13 protein-coding genes and 2 pseudogenes are annotated in these 17228 nt (G+C 68.9%); 12 read left to right on the top strand and 3 right to left on the bottom strand.

The features are described 5' to 3' along the window. Positions 1-218 precede the first annotated feature (218 nt). The 4 genes and pseudogenes from ACWD3I_RS40650 to ACWD3I_RS40635 form a co-directional block, all read left to right on the top strand. Positions 219-1433, top strand: a complete 1215-nt coding sequence (locus tag ACWD3I_RS40650; RefSeq protein ID WP_365400059.1) for an NAD(P)/FAD-dependent oxidoreductase — start codon at positions 219-221, stop codon at positions 1431-1433. A 10-nt stretch (positions 1434-1443) separates the two neighbouring features. Next, positions 1444-2382: a sigma-70 family RNA polymerase sigma factor gene (locus tag ACWD3I_RS40645; protein ID WP_365400062.1), complete on the top strand. Its 939-nt coding sequence runs from the start codon at positions 1444-1446 to the stop codon at positions 2380-2382. Between the two features lie 798 nt (positions 2383-3180). After that, the gene (locus tag ACWD3I_RS40640; RefSeq protein ID WP_365400065.1) at positions 3181-5832 is read left to right on the top strand and encodes a SpoIIE family protein phosphatase; all 2652 of its coding nucleotides are present in this window, start codon (positions 3181-3183) and stop codon (positions 5830-5832) included. A gap of 100 nt (positions 5833-5932) precedes the next feature. Next, positions 5933-6254 (top strand): annotated as a pseudogene (locus tag ACWD3I_RS40635) (NF041680 family putative transposase); the annotation flags it as partial. Here the strand turns inward: ACWD3I_RS40635 and ACWD3I_RS40630 are convergent. Further along, positions 6180-6335, bottom strand: coding sequence for a hypothetical protein (locus ACWD3I_RS40630; RefSeq protein WP_365400067.1), 156 nt, complete (start codon positions 6333-6335; stop codon positions 6180-6182). The pseudogene ACWD3I_RS40635 and the gene ACWD3I_RS40630 sit on opposite strands and share 75 nt — an antisense overlap. On the opposite strand from ACWD3I_RS40630, the gene ACWD3I_RS40625 reads away from it, so the two are divergent. Both ACWD3I_RS40625 and ACWD3I_RS40620 read left to right on the top strand, forming a co-directional pair. Continuing rightward, a complete protein-coding gene (locus ACWD3I_RS40625; RefSeq protein ID WP_365400070.1) occupies positions 6334-6651 on the top strand; it encodes a hypothetical protein in 318 nt (105 codons plus the stop codon). The genes ACWD3I_RS40630 and ACWD3I_RS40625 overlap by 2 nt on opposite strands. A gap of 81 nt (positions 6652-6732) precedes the next feature. Next, positions 6733-7395: an HAD family hydrolase gene (locus ACWD3I_RS40620; protein ID WP_365400072.1), complete on the top strand. Its 663-nt coding sequence runs from the start codon at positions 6733-6735 to the stop codon at positions 7393-7395. Here ACWD3I_RS40620 and ACWD3I_RS40615 read toward each other — a convergent pair. Then, a pseudogene (locus ACWD3I_RS40615) lies at positions 7379-7564 on the bottom strand (IS5 family transposase); the annotation flags it as partial. The gene ACWD3I_RS40620 and the pseudogene ACWD3I_RS40615 overlap by 17 nt on opposite strands. 878 nt (positions 7565-8442) lie before the next feature. On the opposite strand from ACWD3I_RS40615, the gene ACWD3I_RS40610 reads away from it, so the two are divergent. From ACWD3I_RS40610 to ACWD3I_RS40585, 6 genes are all read left to right on the top strand, one after another. After that, positions 8443-10320, top strand: a complete 1878-nt coding sequence (locus tag ACWD3I_RS40610; protein WP_365400078.1) for an alpha-galactosidase — start codon at positions 8443-8445, stop codon at positions 10318-10320. Then, positions 10320-11630, top strand: a complete 1311-nt coding sequence (locus ACWD3I_RS40605; RefSeq protein ID WP_365400081.1) for a sulfotransferase — start codon at positions 10320-10322, stop codon at positions 11628-11630. Before ACWD3I_RS40610 ends, ACWD3I_RS40605 begins: the two co-directional genes overlap by 1 nt. Beyond that, positions 11621-12592, top strand: coding sequence for a dimethylarginine dimethylaminohydrolase family protein (locus tag ACWD3I_RS40600; RefSeq protein WP_365400084.1), 972 nt, complete (start codon positions 11621-11623; stop codon positions 12590-12592). The genes ACWD3I_RS40605 and ACWD3I_RS40600 overlap by 10 nt, the downstream gene beginning before the upstream one ends. Before the next feature lie 10 nt (positions 12593-12602). Continuing rightward, on the top strand, positions 12603-13577 hold the full coding sequence (locus ACWD3I_RS40595) for a glycosyltransferase family 2 protein (RefSeq protein WP_365400087.1): 975 nt from the start codon (positions 12603-12605) through the stop codon (positions 13575-13577). Beyond that, entirely contained in the window at positions 13561-14841 is a 1281-nt protein-coding gene (locus ACWD3I_RS40590) for an MFS transporter (RefSeq protein WP_365400090.1), read from the top strand. The genes ACWD3I_RS40595 and ACWD3I_RS40590 overlap by 17 nt, the downstream gene beginning before the upstream one ends. 84 nt (positions 14842-14925) lie before the next feature. Next, a complete protein-coding gene (locus tag ACWD3I_RS40585) occupies positions 14926-15357 on the top strand; it encodes a hypothetical protein (protein WP_365400093.1) in 432 nt (143 codons plus the stop codon). Between the two features lie 788 nt (positions 15358-16145). Here the strand turns inward: ACWD3I_RS40585 and ACWD3I_RS40580 are convergent. Further along, positions 16146-16607 (bottom strand): hypothetical protein, encoded by a 462-nt coding sequence (locus ACWD3I_RS40580; protein WP_365400096.1) that lies wholly within the window; start codon positions 16605-16607, stop codon positions 16146-16148. Positions 16608-17228 lie beyond the last annotated feature (621 nt).

The raw sequence follows: 17228 nt of genomic DNA, 5'->3' as shown, positions 1-17228 counted from the left end.
GACAAGCCGATTCCCGTACCGTCCACCGGGAGTTGGAGCCTGGCTGGTCAGGCTCTGTCGGTCTGGTTGCCGACGGTCGCTGGGGTCGAAACGGCGGTTGGCTCGGATGGTGTGCTTCGACCCGCACCGGTCCCGTGACCCACCTCACACCGGGTCCTGTCAGGAATCACTGAGCTGTCCCGCTCAAGGGACAAGCGATTCCTGACAGGAGCCAAACCATGAAGCACCGCATCCTTGTCCTCGGCGCCGGTTACGCCGGGGCCTTCGCCGCTGGGAGCCTGGCCCGCCGCCTCTCGCCCGCCGATACCGAGATCACCGTCGTCAACGCCGAGCCGGTCTTCGTCGAGCGGATGCGCATGCACCAGCTCGCGGCGGGCCGGGAACTCGTGACCCGGAGGCTGGCCGATATGTTCGCGGGCACCGGGGTACTGCTGCGCGTGGCGCGCGTCACCGCGGTGGACCCAGAGCGCAGGACCGTCGCCGTGACCGGCGAGGACGGTGACGGCGAGCTCGGGTACGACACGCTGCTGTACACGCTCGGCAGCCGTGCCGCCGACCACGGTGTCCCTGGTGTGGCCGAGCACGCCTTCGACGTCGCGGGACGGCCGTCGGCGCTCCGGCTGCGCGCACGCCTGGACAGTCTGGACCCAGGCGGTACCGTGCTGGTCGTGGGCGAGGGCCTGACCGGCATCGAGACCGCCGCCGAACTCGCCGAGTCGCGTCCCGGTCTTTCCGTGGCGCTCGCCGCCCGTGGTGAGCTGGGGGCCCAGCTCTCCCCGGGGGCCCGGCTCCACCTGCGGGAGGCCTTCGACCGGCTGGGGATCACCGTCCACGAGCACACCGGCATCGAAGCCGTCGGGGCGACGCACGCGGTCGGTGCGGACGGCACCTCCTTCCCGGCCGACGCGACCGTGTGGACGGCCGGGTTCGCCGTCGATTCCCTCGCGTCCGCCGCCGGCCTTGAGGTCACCGAGGACAGCCGGATCGTCGTCGACGACACCATGCGCTCGGTCTCGCACCCGGACGTCTATGCCGCGGGCGACAGCGCGTACGCGATCGGCGCGAACGGCCGGCCGCTGCCGATGTCCTGCGCCTCGGCAGGACATACCAACATGCAGGCGACGGGCGCGATCGTGGCACGGCTGACCGGACGCCGGGTTCCGGTCGTCAAGAAGACCTACATCGGCAACCACATCAGCCTGGGGCGGTACGACGCGATCTTTCAGATGGTCGATGTCGACGTACGGGCGAAGTCCTGGTTCCTGGGCGGCCGGAAGGCCGCGCGGTTGAAGGCGGGCATCCTCAGGAGCAGCCTGTGGGCCGTCTCGCACCCGACCTTCGGCGTGCCGAAGCGCACGCGGCGCCTGCCCGCCACCACGACGGCTGCCGACACCGAGGTCGTGGCCACCGTGCCCGAGAACGCTGCCGCATAAGGTCGGGTGCATGGAAGGCACCGTCGCTGATCGCTTCGAGGCCGGCCGGGCACGGCTGGCCTCGCTCGCGTACCGTCTGCTCGGCTCGGCAGCCGACGCCGAGGACATCGTGCAGGACGCGTACCTGCGCTGGCACGCCGCCGACCGGGAGCGGATCGAGGTGCCTCAGGCGTGGCTGACCAAAGTCGTCACCAACCTGTGCCTGGACCGGCTCCGCTCGGCACCGGTGCGCCGCGAACGCGCGGCCGGCGCCTGGATGCCTGAGCCGCTTCTCGACGGTGACCCGATGCTCGACCCGGCCGACACCTTCGAGCAGCGCGAATCGGTGTCGCTAGCGCTCCTGACCCTGATGGAGCGGCTCTCACCGGTCGAACGGGCCGTCTACGTCCTGCGCGAGGCGTTTTCCTATTCCCACTCCGAGATCGCCGGCATCCTCGACATCTCGGAGTCCGCGAGCCAGCAGCACGTCCACCGGGCCCGGTGCCGCATCGCGGCCGCTCGCCGCGGCGGCGGTGAGGTCGACCCGGCGTCCGCGCGCAAGGTCCTCGAGGAGTTCCTCGCCGCCGCGTCCTCGGGTCGTACCGAACGTCTGGTGGCGCTCCTCACCGACGACGCGACCGCCATCTCCGACGGCGCGGGCCTCTCCAGGAGGCTGTGGCGCTACGACAGTCCCGAGCGCGTCGCCACCATGATGCGGGCCGCCTTCAAACCCACGCCCGCGAAGCGGCGCCTGGCCGGCGGCTCGCCCACGATCCACATCGGGCAGGTCAACGGCTGGCCCGCCGTGCTCATCGTGCTCGAGGACCGGATCGTGGGCGCCGCGGCGTTCGAGATCAGCGACGGCAAGGTGGCGGCGCTGCACGGCTTCGCCGCCGCGGAACGGCTCGACCGCCTCACCGAGATGTGGCGGCAACACGAACCGGACGCGCCGGCCATCGGCCATTGGTGACCGGCGTCCCATGGGGCCGTCCCGCCGTGGTCGGTTCCGGCGGGGCAACTGCCGATCACCTGTGGACCAACCTGGTCGCCGACGCTCTGAGCTATCGAGACGTTCCCGTAGGGGCGAGAACGGCTCCACGGTCCGCACCGGCAGTCTGCCCCGCGTGATGACCTCCCTGTGCAACCTCGATCAGGCAATGACGCTGAAAGCGGGCTCAGGTTCACGCCGTGTACGTTTCCGCGCACTTACGCGATCACTGCTGCGCTTCTATTCACCGCCTCCCGTCCTGTTTTTGGCAACTCGGTTGCCGTTTGCGAGCAGTTGAGTGAGTCCGCGACCTGTCCGCCATAGCCGGGTCTACGTTGGTTTGCTGCACCTGCATGGCAAAAGCCGGGGCAGTAGGACTTGAAGCGGGCCCCTGTGCTGGAGCGGGGCGGCAAGGCCGGATGACGGTCCGTGGTGGCCCCACCTCGTGGCCGTATCTGCAGGCGAGCGGCAGGGGGCCGCTCGGGGACGCCACGCGCCGCTTGCCGTCCAGGCGGGGCCCGGTGGCCAATACCGAGGGGCCGCTGACAGACATCACAGCCAGATGGGCAGGTATTCCGGATAGTGCTTGACGCGACGGAGCATCGGGGCATTCGGCCACAGAGGCAGCCAGGCGTACAGCGGCAATCGGTACGAGACCCGCGGGCATCACGACCGCGCGGGAGGGCAGCCGCGAGTGGTGAGCGGCTCGCCCGCGTCGCGGCCGCCTCCTGCGCCCTGCTCGCGGGCGGGGGTCTCATCGGATGGATCTTCGGCATCGAGGTGCTGAAGAACGTGGCGGCGGGGCAGACGGCGATGAAGCCGAACTCCGCCATCGCGTTGCTGGCCCTGTCCGTGCCACTGCTGCTGACGCTGCGCAGCCCGGGCAGGCCGGGGCCGGCCCGTCTGAGCCTGTTCGGCGCCTCAGCGGCGGTCGGCATCGGTCTGCTGACCCTGTCCGAGTACCTCCTGGGCGCCGGTGTGGGTATCGATGAGCTTCTGTTCCGTGATGACACGGTCCTGGACGACGCGCCGCCGGGGCGTATGTCACCGAACACCGCCCTGGCCCTGGTGCTGGCCGGCACGGCCCAGCTGGCACTGGGCCGGCCGCGTACCCGGGGCATCCGGCTGGGGCAGGTGTGCGCGCTGGCCGCGCTGATGCTCGGACTGTTGCCGGTGTACGGGTTCGCCTACCGGGTGCCGCAGCTGGGCCAGATCGACGACTACACCCGGATGGCCCTGCACACCGCACTCGCCTTGGTGATGCTGGGGGCGGCGACGTTCCTGGCCCGTCCGGACGTCGGCCTGGCGGCGTTGCTGATGAACCCGGGCACGACGGGGCTGTTGGGCCGGTGGATGGCCGCCGCGGCGTTGGTGGTGCCCCCCGTTCTGGGCTGGCTGCGCCTGTTGGGGCAGGACGCCGGCTGGTACGAGACTCGCATGGGCTCGGTCCTGGTGGCCTGCGCCCATGTGGTGGTCCTCACCGTGGTCAGCTTCACCGCGCTGGCCGTGGCGTCCCATGCGGAGATCGCGCATGCCCGCGTCCAGCACCGCATCGGTGAATACGCCTGGCTGCAACGGTTCATGGACCACACCCCGGCAGCCATCTTCATCAAGGATTGCGCCGGCCGGTACCTGGCCGTCAACGCCGGCTTCGAACGGCTGGCCGGAACTGGGCGCACCGACATCCTCGGACGCCCCATCGAGGAGGTCCTGCCCCAAGCGGGCGCGGGAGCGCTGCGTGTGGCCGAGGTCGAGGTGCAGTCCACCGGCCGCAGTCTCCAGCGCGAGGACACTCTCCACCTGACCGACGGCCCGCATCACTTCCTCACCACCCTTTTCCCGCTGACCGATGCCTCCGGTGCACCGGACGCGGTGTGCGGGATCGCCACCGATGCCACCGACCGCATCCACGCCCAGCAGGACAGCGAACGGGCTCGGCAGCTCTTTCGGGCCCTGCTGGAGTGCGCCCCGGACGCCACGCTGATCACCGACGGGCAAGGCACCATCGTGATGGCCAACGCCCAGGCCGAATCCCTCTTCGGCCATCCGCGCAGCCACCTGGTCGGCGTCGGCGTGCACCACCTGGCCCCCGCTCGCGTGCGCCGCCGACAGCGTGCGCTGCTGCGCGCCTACCTGGCCCGGCCGCAGGCCCGGGCGATGAGCGCGGACCTGGACCTGACCGCCTGCGACAGCCAGGGGCGTGAGTTTCCCGTCGAGGTCAGCGTCGGCCCGCTGGAGACGGAGGACGGGCCGCTGGTGTCCCTCGCCGTCCGCGACATCAGCGACCGCAGACGGGCCGAAGCCGAACGCACGGCCCGCTACGAGCAGCAGCACCACATCGCCTACACCCTCCAGCGCAGCCTCATGGGCAGCCCGCCCGTGCTGGAGGAGTTGCCCAGCGCGCGCCGCTATCTGGCCTCCGCCCAGGACGCCGGCGTGGGCGGCGACTGGTTCGACTTCATCCCCCTCGACCCCGGTCGCACCGGCATCGTCATCGGAGACGTCATGGGCCGGGGCCTGGAAGCCGCCGCCGTGATGGGCCAACTGCGCGCCGCAGCCCACGCCCTGGCCCAGGCCGGCCTGGCCCCGGACCGGCTGATCAGCGCGCTGGACGCCTTCGTCTGCGATCTGCCCGACCAGATGGTCACCTGCTGCTACCTGATCATCGACCACAACACGGCGGAGATGACCGCCTGTTCGGCCGGCCACCCGCCCCTCCTGCTCGCCGCACCGGGCCGGCCGACGCAATTGCTCGACCTGCCGGTCGGCGTTCCCCTGGGCATCGGCGGCTTCCCGCACCACCACAGCAGCCGGACCCTGCCCGGCGGCGCGACCCTGGCCCTGTACACCGACGGACTCATCGAACGACCCCACACCGACATCGAAGAACAGATCGACCACCTGGCCGACACCCTCGACACCGCGCTGCGCGGCCACGGCACATCCCCCGCCGCGCTGGAGCCGGTCGCCGACCACCTCCTCGCCACGCTGCTGCCGGGCGACGACAGCCACGACGACGATGTGACCCTGGTGCTCATCCACATGCCGGCCGCAGACCACGCGCGCACCGAACTCCAGCCCGATCCGCAGGCTGTCTCTCTCGGCCGCCGCTTCCTCACCACCACCCTTACGGACTGGCGCCTGCCCAACGACCTGGTCGACACGGCACGGCTGCTCACCTCCGAACTGCTGACCAACGCGCTCGTCCACGCCCCCGGCCCCCTCACCCTCGGCGTGCACCGCTCGGCGACCGAGCTCACCGTCGAGGTGAGCGACCACAGCTCCGCCCCGCCCCGACTCCGGCAGGCCGACACCACGGACGAGTCCGGCCGCGGCCTCGCCCTGATCAGCGCCCTCGCCACCCGGTGGGGCACCCGCCCGCACCCGCGCGGCAAGGCCGTCTGGTACACCCTGTCCCTCACATCGGTTTGACCAGCGCGGGAGCGATCAGCAGGCCACCCCAACTGAAACCAGCAGGCCTGGCCCGAGGCGGGCAAGCCCGCGGGTATCGCAGATCCACGGCCTGCGCGGGGTGGACCCTTGCTGGCAGTGCTTACTTCACCGCTTCGACATCGAGCACACGCGGGGTGGGTGTCGGACGCCGCATTGCGCCCGACGACTGGCCACCGACCTCCGCAGGCCCTGGGAGAAGCCGACCGAGCCGAACAGGCCCGCATCCGCAGAGTGTTCAGGAACTGCACGCGAAGACAGGCTCTCCGGCTGGTGCATCGAAACCGTCCTGTCCCGGCCCAGGCAGGCCGCCAGGCTCGAAGAACCGGTTACCGGCCACCCGTCACGATGTCGGGCGGGTCCTCGCCATCGGCGAGGCGTTCAGCCGTCCCGCCCACGACTGAGTCGGTGCCAAGTCCCGCCGCGGCGCCTGGAGCTTCGCCCGCCTGGACCGTCAGGAAGCCGACGAGGTTGAATGGCCTCATGGTGAGAGGAAAGCGGGAGAAGGAGAGGCGATCTCCCTTCGGCATGCCGAAGGGCATCGTCCTGCTCGCGACGCCGGAAGGCTGGCGCCACAGTGTCCTGACCGTGGAAGGCGGGATGGTCTGCGGGCGCCTCGCCGACGTGCCGGTCGACGCCGGCCCAGCCGAGGCACGGGCCGCCGCGGCGGCCATGGTGGTAGGACTCGCACACGACTTCCACGAAGAACGCGTCGCCGTAACCTGGGATCCGCCCCGGGAACCCGGGTCCTGGACCGCCCAGGTCACCGTTGCCGCGGCCCCGTCGAACACCCGTGGTTGAACGACAAGGTTAGGGCGTGTTTCGGTCGTACGCGGGGCGCCGCGGATCTGGCGCCTCGGACGGCGGTGACATCCTTGGTCGGTGTTCTCATCCGATCATGTGGGCGCTGTGTTCTTCGATGTCGACGGCACCCTCGTCCCAGGTACGAGTTCGTCGGTCTTTCTGGCTGGTTTCCTTGGTCATCGGGACGAGTTGGCGAAGGCCGAGGACGCCTACGCCTCTGGTGACCTGGACAATCGACAAGTCTCCGAGCTGGATGCCAAGGGCTGGGCGGGTGTGTCCGAAGAACAGGTCTCTGGCTGGCTCGATGGGCTTCCTTTGGTCACGGGTATCACGGAGACCGTGGGGTGGTGCCGGCGGAACGGGTTGGTTCCCGTGCTGGCAACGCTCGCCTGGTGGCCGGTCGGTAGTTACCTGACCGACCGTTTCGGCTTCCACGCGTTCAGCGGACCTCGGCTGGAGATCATCGACGGCCGGTTCACAGGCCGCGTCGCCTGCCACTTCGATGAGTACGACAAACGTGATTTCGCCCTCGCGCAAGCCCGAGAGCTGGGGTTGGCTCCCCGCTCGTGCGGGGCCATCGGAGACAGCCGCTCCGACCTGCCGTTGTTCGCTTCCGTCGGACTGAGCGTGGCGTTCAACGCCTCGGCTGGAGCACGGGCGGCGGCGACCGTCACGATGCATGGCGGCGACCTACGATGCGTGCTCCCCGTTTTGAGCCGCTTGGTCACCGCCACTCGTTGATGGCCGTGACGAGGACGGTTGCCTCATAGCGGACCGCGAGCTTGTCGTACCTCGTGGCCACGGCGCCGCGTTTCCTTCGGCTGCGGGCCTGGTCGGCCTTGTTCTGGACGGTGCAGCGCATGCCACGTCTGTGCAGGTAGGTGCGGTTCTTTCGGGAGGCGTACGGCCTAGTGGGCGTTGAGGGCTGGGAGTTGGATCAGCTCTAGGCAGGGGGTGAGCGAGATGTCTTGCTGTGTGCCGCGCTTTGAGTGCTTCGACAAGAGCGACGCGTGCGCGACCCCTGCCGCCCGGGACTCGACCGCCGTAGCGTGCTGTGGTTCGAGCCGTTCCCGGGGCCACCTCTTGATCAGCCGGAGTCGTGGAGCTCTTCACGAAGGCGAGGACCCTGTGAACAGTTGGGGCCACGAACGGCTGATGGATGACGAACTCCTGGATGCACCACAGGCGCAGGGCCTCAACTGCTGGAATCTGCCGCAGCCATGACGGGGCATGAGGATCGTGTACTGCGGTCAGCAGGCGTACTCCGACCTCGCCGGTCTGCTCCATGTACTGCCGGCGCCGGCGCTCACCACGTGGCAGCCGGTAGTCCTCGATGCGCCGCTGGTGGCGCTCGAACCAGTCGGCCGACACCATCCTCGCAGCCAGGTGCCGGCCGCGAGGGGGCGGCGCGTTCTTGGCACTTCGAAGGTGTTCCGCGGTGTTCGCCGGCCGGTTCAGCCGCCGCATCGCGGTCAGGACGTGTGTGGAGTCGGTGCGCTGGCCGCCGGGCCGCAGTCGTCACGACAGCCACTTCGCCGACGTCTGCGCGCCGTTGGCTTACCTGCTTGAGTACGCGTCGTCTCCGGAGCCCGCGGTGCCGACCGGGCCATTTTGCGTCGCCTTTAGTTCAACTCTGTTGATTCACCCCCGAGTTTGAACCGATTCATTGACAGCTTCTGTTTGATTATGGTTGCCTCACCGATTGTGAACGGAGCGTAACGCCGTCAGGCCCGCCCCGGTGCGGGCCGTCTGCAGCCAGAAGGGCAATCGATGAACGCGGTTCCTTGCATGCGCCTGATCGTTCGTCTTGAGTCGGGAGCTGAACGGGAGTTCGGCCCCTTCGTGCTCGGGGAGGTGGCTGCCGCTCGCCACGAGGACATCGATGTCTACGTGAGCGGCACGGCTCCCTTCCAGGTCACTGTGCGTCCGCCGAGCGGTGAGCGCGTCGTCTCCGTCGAGTACCTGCTGCGTGCCCCGATGGGGAACTTCGATGAGGTCGTGCCACCGGACAGCGGGCGATGGTTCATGAACCTGATGCACGTCACCAGCTTCTGGAAGTTCGGCCGGCTCGCCCAGTCGAAGATCAACGACGTCAAGGTCCCGCTCTACATGTTCACCGGGCGCGACGGCAATGTGGAACTGGCCCTGGGTGTCATCGGCTCCCTCACCGAGACGGACATGCGCCTTCTGGAGCCCGTGTCCAACCGCGCGTTGAACGTGCACACGGGCGGCGTCGAGGTGAGCTTTCGCCGGGGCACGCAGGAGTACCCCCTGTCCCGGTCCACTGCTGCGGCCGACGGATCGTTGACCGAGCACGTGTATGTCGTCTCCGGACCGCAGGGCAGCGAGCGCGGGCCGTGGCTGGAGGTGCTGCGGGACTTCTCCGAGCGGACCCGAGCCGTCTTCGGGCTGGAGGACCGCATCGTTGCCGAGTCCTTCGAGCCTTTCTGGTGCAGCTGGACCGACTGGGCCAGCGACGACATCAGCACGGAGATGGTCCTGGAGAACGTCAAGATCGGACTCGATGTCGGCGTCCGGAACTTCATCATCGACGACGGCTGGTTCGGCCCCGGCCTGGACACCGCGTACGAGACGCCGCTCAACATCGGCGACTGGAAGCCCGACCCGGACAAGTTCCCCGACATGCACGCACTGGTGCGCCGTGTGGAGGCAATGGGTGCGCGAGCCCTCATCTGGTGCGCGCCCCATGCTGTTGGCCCCGCCGCCGACTGCTTCGCCGACCGCAGCCACCTGCTCATCGCCCCGGCCTCCGGTGAACCAGTGCTGGGCGAGACCCAGTTCTACTCGCTGTGCTTCATGAACGCCGAGGCGCGCCGGACTATGGCGGACGTCTGCGTACGCCTCGTCAAGGAGTACGGATTCCACGGCGCCAAGTACGACCTGTTCAACTGGATACCCGACCTGCGGTGCGAGAGCCCGCACCACGAGCACGACCTGGATTCCATGCTCACGGGCCTGCAGCTGATGCTGGAGGACGCCGACCGGCGCACCCGTGAGGTGGCGCCGGACTACATCGTCGAGCTCAAGCAGAACTACGGCACGGCGTTCCTCACCCCGTACGGCACCTGCATGCGGGCCGGCGACGCACCATTCGACCCCCGGACGAACTTCCTGCGAACCCTGCACGTACAGGCGTACACCGCGGCCGCGATCAACGACTACCAGACGTTCGGCCCCCATGACACGACGCAGGACATCGCCGTGGCGGTCATCTCCATGCTGGCCGCCGGAATCCCCTCCTACGGCTCGGACTTCGCCCGCCTGCCCGAGGAGGGCAAGGAGGTGCTGCGCCGGCACCACCAGCTGTACGCCGACAACATGAGCGGCTTCCTGAAGCACCGTAGGACCGACAACGCCTCACACAGCGTCCTGCGCGCCACGGCCGACGCACGCGATGTCGTCTTCGTCCTCCAGCCCACCACCTCGTGCCGAGTGCAACGGCCGGCCATCGTGCTCAACGGCGGCTACGCGTCCCGGCTGACCGTCGACGCAGAGACCGAAGGGCTCTCCTTCACCGTCCACTCGCCGACAGGACAACCACTCACCGCTGAACGCCCCCACCCCGGAGGGCCACTCACCATCGACGTACCGCCCGGCGGCAGCATCGCCTTCGAAGCCGCCTCCGGGAGCGAGGTCCTGGTCTGATGGCATCAGGCGTCGAAGTTTCCGTGCGGGACCGGTCGATCGCCGCAGCCCGCCGCACACTGGCCACCGTGCCGGCCTCCACGGACATGGACCTGTCGCACGTCACACGCGTCGTGGCGATCGTGGCCTCGTCCAGGGGCGGCAGCAGCCTCCTCCACCAGATCCTGTCGGACCAGCCCGACGTACTGTCCATCGTCGGCGAGCACACCGCGCTGTACAAGCTGAACGGGCTCGACCGCGGCAGGGACGGCTCCGACGTACTGGAGCCGGACGCCGTGTTCAACTGGGCCGAGTTTTCGGCAGACTTCATGTCTCTGCTCGGTTCAGGGGCGAACCGGCCGCCGGTGGATGCCGCCGGGCGCACGCAGTACGCGGCCGTCGTGACACGCCGCTTGGCCCTGCAGTGGCCCCTGGAGGAGATCCAGTACACGACGGTCCAGGACGCCGTTGACCAGGCGGTGCGCAGCTGTGCACGCCGCGACGACCCGGACGCCCTGTTCGCCCAGGTGCTGCACCACCTTCGCGGCTCCCACCCTCGCGTCGACCCCTCCTTCTACGATCTGCCGTCCGCTCTGCGGAGCGAGGGGAACACCGGCGAACTGCGCACTCCCCACGACGGCTTCTGCATCGAGGAACCGCCGTTCCTCGTTCCTCGCGTCCGCACCGCCGCTGACCGGGACTGTCTGCAGGGCCGTCCCGTCGTGATCAAGTCGTCCGTCGACGCCTACCGACTGCCTTTGCTGCGCCGCCTCTTCCCTCACGCCCGGCTACGGGTGATCCACCTCACCCGCAACCCCGCAGCAAGCATCAACGGGCTCTACGACGGCTGGCGCGACCGGGGATTCTTCTCCTACGACGTCTCCGACCGGCACACCCTGGCCATCGACGGCTACTCGGAACTCGGCGCAGCGGCCACACGCTGGTGGAACTTCGACATTCCGCCGGGCTGGGACAAGCTCGTCGACCAGCCACTGGAATGGGTGTGTGCCCAGCAGTGGGCGGGAGCGCACCGCGCAGCTCTCCAAGGGCTGGCGCCCGGCATCGCCGACGAGGTTCTGCGCGTGCCCTTCGAGCAGATTCTTCACCCTGGTACCCGGGAGGCCACCCTGCGGTCCGTTTTCGACTTCGCCGGGATCCAACCGCCTCCTCGTCCCGTCCGGTTCCCCGTCGTCATGGCGACCGCGCAGCCTCGCCCGGCGCGCTGGCGGGAGCGAGCCCACCTCGTGCTCCCGGCCGTGGAGCACCCCGCCCTCCGGGACATCGCAAGCGAACTCGGCTACCGCAAAGGGGAGGAGGACCAGTGGCTGTGACCGCCGCCGCCTACCACGGGCCGGGCTGGCGGTCCCGCCTGGGACGGCACGAGGACGACATCGCGCACGGCGGCACCTGGGCGCCGCTGCGGGTGGAGCGGGACCACGACCGGCTCACCGATGTCGCCCTGCACTGCCCGCCTGCCTCGTTGTTGACCGCTGGGGACCCCGACGCGCTCCAACATCTGGAACGGCTCGACCACTCCGCGCTGCGCCGGGACATGGACGTACTGGCCGAGGCATACCGGGCCCTCGCAATCACCGTGCACGAGCTGCCCGCGCCCCAGGCGCCCGGCGGGAATCCCTACAGCGGCGCCAACGCGATGTTCGCGCGCGATCTGCTGTGGATGACCAGGGCAGGCGCCGTCATTCCCCGGATGGCCAGCAGCGTCCGCGCCGGCGAAGAACTGCAGACCCTGCGGCTCTGCGCACAGCTCGGCATCCCCGTGGCCAGAACCATCGGCGCCGACGGCCTCTTCGAGGGCGCCGACGCTCAGTGGCTGCGCACCGACCTGGTCGCGATCGGACTCGGCACACGTACCAACTATGCCGGCGCCCGGCAGGTCTCACAGGAGGCGCGACAACAGGGCGCACGGGCGCTGCGGCTGTCCGTACCCAACGGAGTCCAGCATCTGCTGGGAGTCCTCCAGGTGCTCGACGCCGACCTGCTCGCCGCCCGCACTTCGATCATGGACCCCGCCGACGTGCGCCGACTGCGTGATCTGGGGTTCACCGTCGTCGACATCCCGGAGTCCGACGAGGTCCGCACCCAGCAGGCGTTCAATTTCGTCACCGTGGCGCCCCGCTCGATCCTCATGCCGACCGGATCCCGGGACACCGCGGCCCTGCTCGCCCGGCATGGCATCGAGTGCGTCGCCTGCGTGCCGATACCCGAACTCGCCAAAGGCGCAGGGGGAATCGCCTGTGCCACAGGAATCCTCGCCCGCACACCCCAGAACTGAGGTAGCCCGGATGCCGACACTCAGCGTCGTCGTACCCTTCTACAACGTCGCCCCCTACTTCCCCGAGCTCCTGGAGTCCCTGGCCACCCAGGAACTCACCGACCTCGAAGTGGTCCTGGTCGACGACGGCTCGACCGACAACAGCCCCCAGATCGCCTCCGCATGGGTGGCCAAGGACGAGCGATTCTCCCTGATCACCCAGCCCAACCGCGGACTGAGTGCCGCCCGCAACGCCGGCGCCGCGAAGGCCACCGGCACCTACCTGGCCTTCGCCGACTCCGACGACGCCGTCCCGCCGACGGCCTACCAAGCCCTGGTCCGGTCCCTGGAGTCCACGGGCTCCGACTTCGCCTCCGGGGACGTACGGCGCCTCAACTCCGCTGGCACCCACCGCCATCCGCGCTACGCCGACGTCTTCGCCGCCCCGCGCCGCAGCACTCACATCACCCGCGACCGCGACCTGATCCTCGACCGCATGATCTGGAACAAAGTGTTCCGCCGATCGTTCTGGGATCACCACCAATTCACCTTCACCCTGCGCCAGTACGAGGACGCGCCCGTGACCGTAAGGGCCCACATCGAGGCCCAGGCCATGGACGTGGTCGGACAGGTCGTCTACCACTGGCGCATCCGCGAGGCCGGCGAGCGCTCCATCACCCAACGCCTTTATGAGCCCGACAACATCGCGGCCCGCATGCGCATGATGGTGGTCACCGGGGATCTCGTGCGCGAACGCGCTCCCGAACTGCTGCCCGTGTACGAACGGGACATGTGCCTGGGCGACCTGCGCATCGCGACGCTGGCGATGCTGGAGAACACCGACGAAGCGATGGCGGAGGCCCTCGAACTCGGGCGTGGCTTCCTCGCCCGAGTGGACGACCACGTGCTCGACCAGCTGCCCGAGCCGAACCGGCACCGGCTCTCCCTCCTTCTCACCGGCCGCTCCGACGAGCTTCGCGAGGCGCTGAGTGCTGACGGGCAGTAACACGCCAGGCACCACAGCACACACGACCCCGGCACCGAGAACGGCAGTCCAACTGCTGCGCCAGGAGGCGGACTTCCGCCGCGTCTACCTGTCCCAGCTGGTCAGCCTGGGCGGCGACTGGTTCGCGATGATCCCGCTCCTCGCCCTGCTCCAGGAGCTGACCAGCACCCCGCTGTGGGGGGCGCTGGTCCTCGCGGCCGACACCCTGGTCATTGCCGCGCTGTCCCCGTACGCCGGAGTGATCGTCGACCGCGTGGACCGCCGACGACTGATGATCGTGTGCGACCTGCTCTCCGCCGCCTTCATCGCCACCCTGTTCCTGGTGCGGGACGAGTCGACGGCCTGGATCGCCTTGATCGCACTGGGCGGTGTCGCGGGCGTGAAGGCGTTCTACGGGCCGGCCGCCAACGCCGCACTGCCCAACCTGGTGCCGAAACAGGACTTGTTGACGGCCAACGCGCTCAGCGGTGGCGCCTGGGGGGTCATGCTCGCCGTGGGCGCCTCACTGGGCGCCCTGCTCGCATCCGCCGTCGGCACCTACTGGTGCTTCGCGCTGGACGTGGTCACCTTCTGCCTCTCCGCGGCCCTGGTCCAGCGTGTGCGAAAGCCCTGCGGCGACCACCGGCGCGCGGGGACGCGAAACAGGGTCCGGGACGATCTGCGCGAAACCGCGGCGTTCGCCCGCACGGACCGTCGCATCATCGCCCTGGTCCTGGCCAAGCCGGGAACCGCCCTGGGCAACGGAGTCCTGGCACTCTTCCCCGCCCTGGGCGCGGCGGTGTTCCACGTCGGCGCTGTCGGTGTGGGTCTGCTCTACGCCGCCCGAGGCGTGGGCGCGCTGATCGGTCCGGTGCTCGGCCGGCGCCTGCTGTCCGGGGGAGAGGACCGGATCCGTCTGCTGGTCCTGGCCTCAACCCTGACGTTCGGCTTGGCCTATGCCGGATTCTCCGCCGTCACATGGTTCCCGCTGGCAGTTCTGCTGGTCGTCACTGCCCACATCGGCGGCAGCATGAACTCCACCCTGTCGTCCTTCGCCCTGCAGTCGGCCACCCCGGACCGGATCCGCGGACGCGTCCTCAGCGCCGACTTCATGTTCTCCACCCTCTCCCTCGGCGCCAGCCAACTGGTGGCGGGCGGCCTCACCATCACGATGAACGCCCAACACGCCGCCCTGTGCATCGCGGCCATCGTGATCACCTACGGCGTGCTCTGGTGGACCCTCTCCGACAGTCTGCGCCTGACCAACTCCTCTCCCGCGAAGTGAGGCAGCCCGAGCATGCCCATGTACGCCAAACCCTGCGCGTGCGGAGTGACGGTGTGGCTCACCGGCTCCCCAGGTCACGGAGCGATGCCCCTCGCCCATGCGCTCGCCGATCTGCTGCGCAACGCCGGGCACCAGGTGGCCGTACTTGAGGCGAAGGAGCCACGGCGTGCCGGGCTGACCGCCGAAGTCCTCGCGCGAAACGGCATGCTGGTTTTTGTCGCCGGCACCCCGGACCATCCGCAGGACTGTGACGCCACGCGGAACCGTCACGCCAAGAGCGGCACGCAGTTCCTCGACATACGTGTGGCGCCTCCGGCATCGGACACACCGAAGGCCGACCTGCCCCCTCACGCCCCCGACTTCGTCGTGTCGGCAGCCACGCCGGCGACCGAGCGACCGGCTCTCCTTCTGGAACTGCTCACCGAACGACGCTTTCTCGTACGGCGTCCCTCGGAGAACCACTCTCAGCGCAGCGTTCCTCGGGAAGCCAGACGTACACCACGTTCGTGGACGTGACCGATTTCGGTTGCGTCCGTGGATGTGGAGTACGCGTGCTCATTGCCCGAGTCGCCTCTGGTGATGACTGAGTGGTTCGGCCGTCCAGTGATGCCGGTCTCGCCGACCACGGCAATGTGGCCACCGACTGTGGCTGTGTTCCAGTGATCGAAGATGAGGGGGAGGGGAGGGCGGACGCGGGCCATGGTCCGGGTGTCGCAGGGGTGGAGGCCTTGCCTTCCTTGGCCGGGTCCCACAGCTGGAGGCCCTTGCCGGTCTCGCTTAGCACGGCAACCACTTCACGCCCGTCGACGGGTCGGAGGCCTGTCAGGGCCGACACCTCGTGGCCCGGAGGACGGGCATGCTGACCTGCTGACAGGTCACTTCACCGGAAGGAGCCGTCTTGGCCGCCGCCACGCACGATGTGTTCGTCACCGAGGGCATGTTCGGTCCTCTGGACGCAGGTGCCGTCCCTGCTCAATGAGCTGCCTGGTCCAATGGCTGCGTCGCCCCCATGACCGAGGCGCTCTCATCGCCATCGGTATCAACACGGGATTCGTGCCCGTGACGAGCCAGCGACCGAAGAGCGCCTGCGGTCATTGCGGTTCACCTGGCGGAGTTGATCGACCTTCTTGACCCGGCGGCCGTACCGTTGCCGCAGTTTCACCGGCGGGTCCATGGCGACCGGTGATCTGAAGGCAGGAGTCTGGAGGCGGTCCGGCGTCAGGGAAAGTACCCATCCTCTCGGGCTGTGCCATGTGGACCGTCGGGTCTGTCCCGCCGCACGCAGGCTCGGTCGCGGTGTCGGTTCAGCAGGCGATGACGTACCAGACCGGGGTCCAGAACACGTCATTCCTGTCGGGAGCGTCGATGGAGAACATCCAGGCACCGTTGACGTCGTAGAAGTGGGCCCTGGTGCCCGGTGTCTGGTTGTTGTGGAGGGAGCCCCAGCCGACGAGGTCGGGCAGGGTGTAGGTCGTGCTGCAGGTGGTGTAGTCGAATCTGTTGCCGTTCGCGCCCTTGCCGCATACGTAGTAGTAAGCGCAGTTGAGCGAGGCGGTGGCCGAGCCGGACTTGGCCGTCCGGGGTACGACGGCGTTCTTCATCTGGGCCGGCGTCAGTGACGGCTGCCGGGCTTCCTTGGAGGTGAGGACGCCGGTGGCGGCGTCGACGCCGACGGTGTGGGCGGCGGCCGTACCGTTGAGCCCGACTGTCGATGCCGCGATTGCCGCTGCTGCGAACAGTGTCGCGGCCAGTTTGCGCAGTGCCATGAGAAGTCTCCTCCCTGTGCCTTTCAACTCGCGTTCCCAGTGGAGCGGTTGGCGGTTCTTCACCTTCGAAGGCTGGGGTCGAACAAGCGGCCTCAAAGGCGTGGCGTGGTCTTCGGACGTGAACTCGTGAAAGAGCGTGCGACGGTGTCGGCATGTTCGGTGATCCGCAGCGCACGGCCGGCAGGCGCATGCCCGACTCCGGTGGTGGGGGTGCTGGCGGGTCCTCGGTCAGGACTTCGTTGCGGGTGTTGCAGCCGTCGTGGTCGGCCAGTGCGTCGCGGACCGGGAGAGGCGGCGTTGCCGGGACTGGCGGCAATCGTGAGGTGAGCCTTCTTGATCTCGCGAATGCTTACGGTGGGGCATGTCGGACGGGGCTTGTGGGCGCGGCGGTTCGATGTCCGAGTTCAGCGTTCTCATGTGCGGAAGGCTTCAACGTAGGGCGCCGCCGGAGTGGAGTGCCAACTTTTCGAAGACCGTCGAAACGTCTCGCCTTCCCGACGGTGCGGGTCCCCGTCAACCGGGCCGCGCTCGCCGACCCGCTCGCCCGCGCGCTGGGCGAAGGGCATCGCGGAGACCAGGTCCGGGTTGGGTTTCGCCTCCTACGCCGGGGACACGATGAGC

This window comes from Streptomyces sp. NPDC002817 (assembly GCF_053592055.1).
The sequence above is the reverse complement of the archived record's forward strand: the minus strand, read 5'-3'. Positions and strand labels throughout refer to the sequence as shown.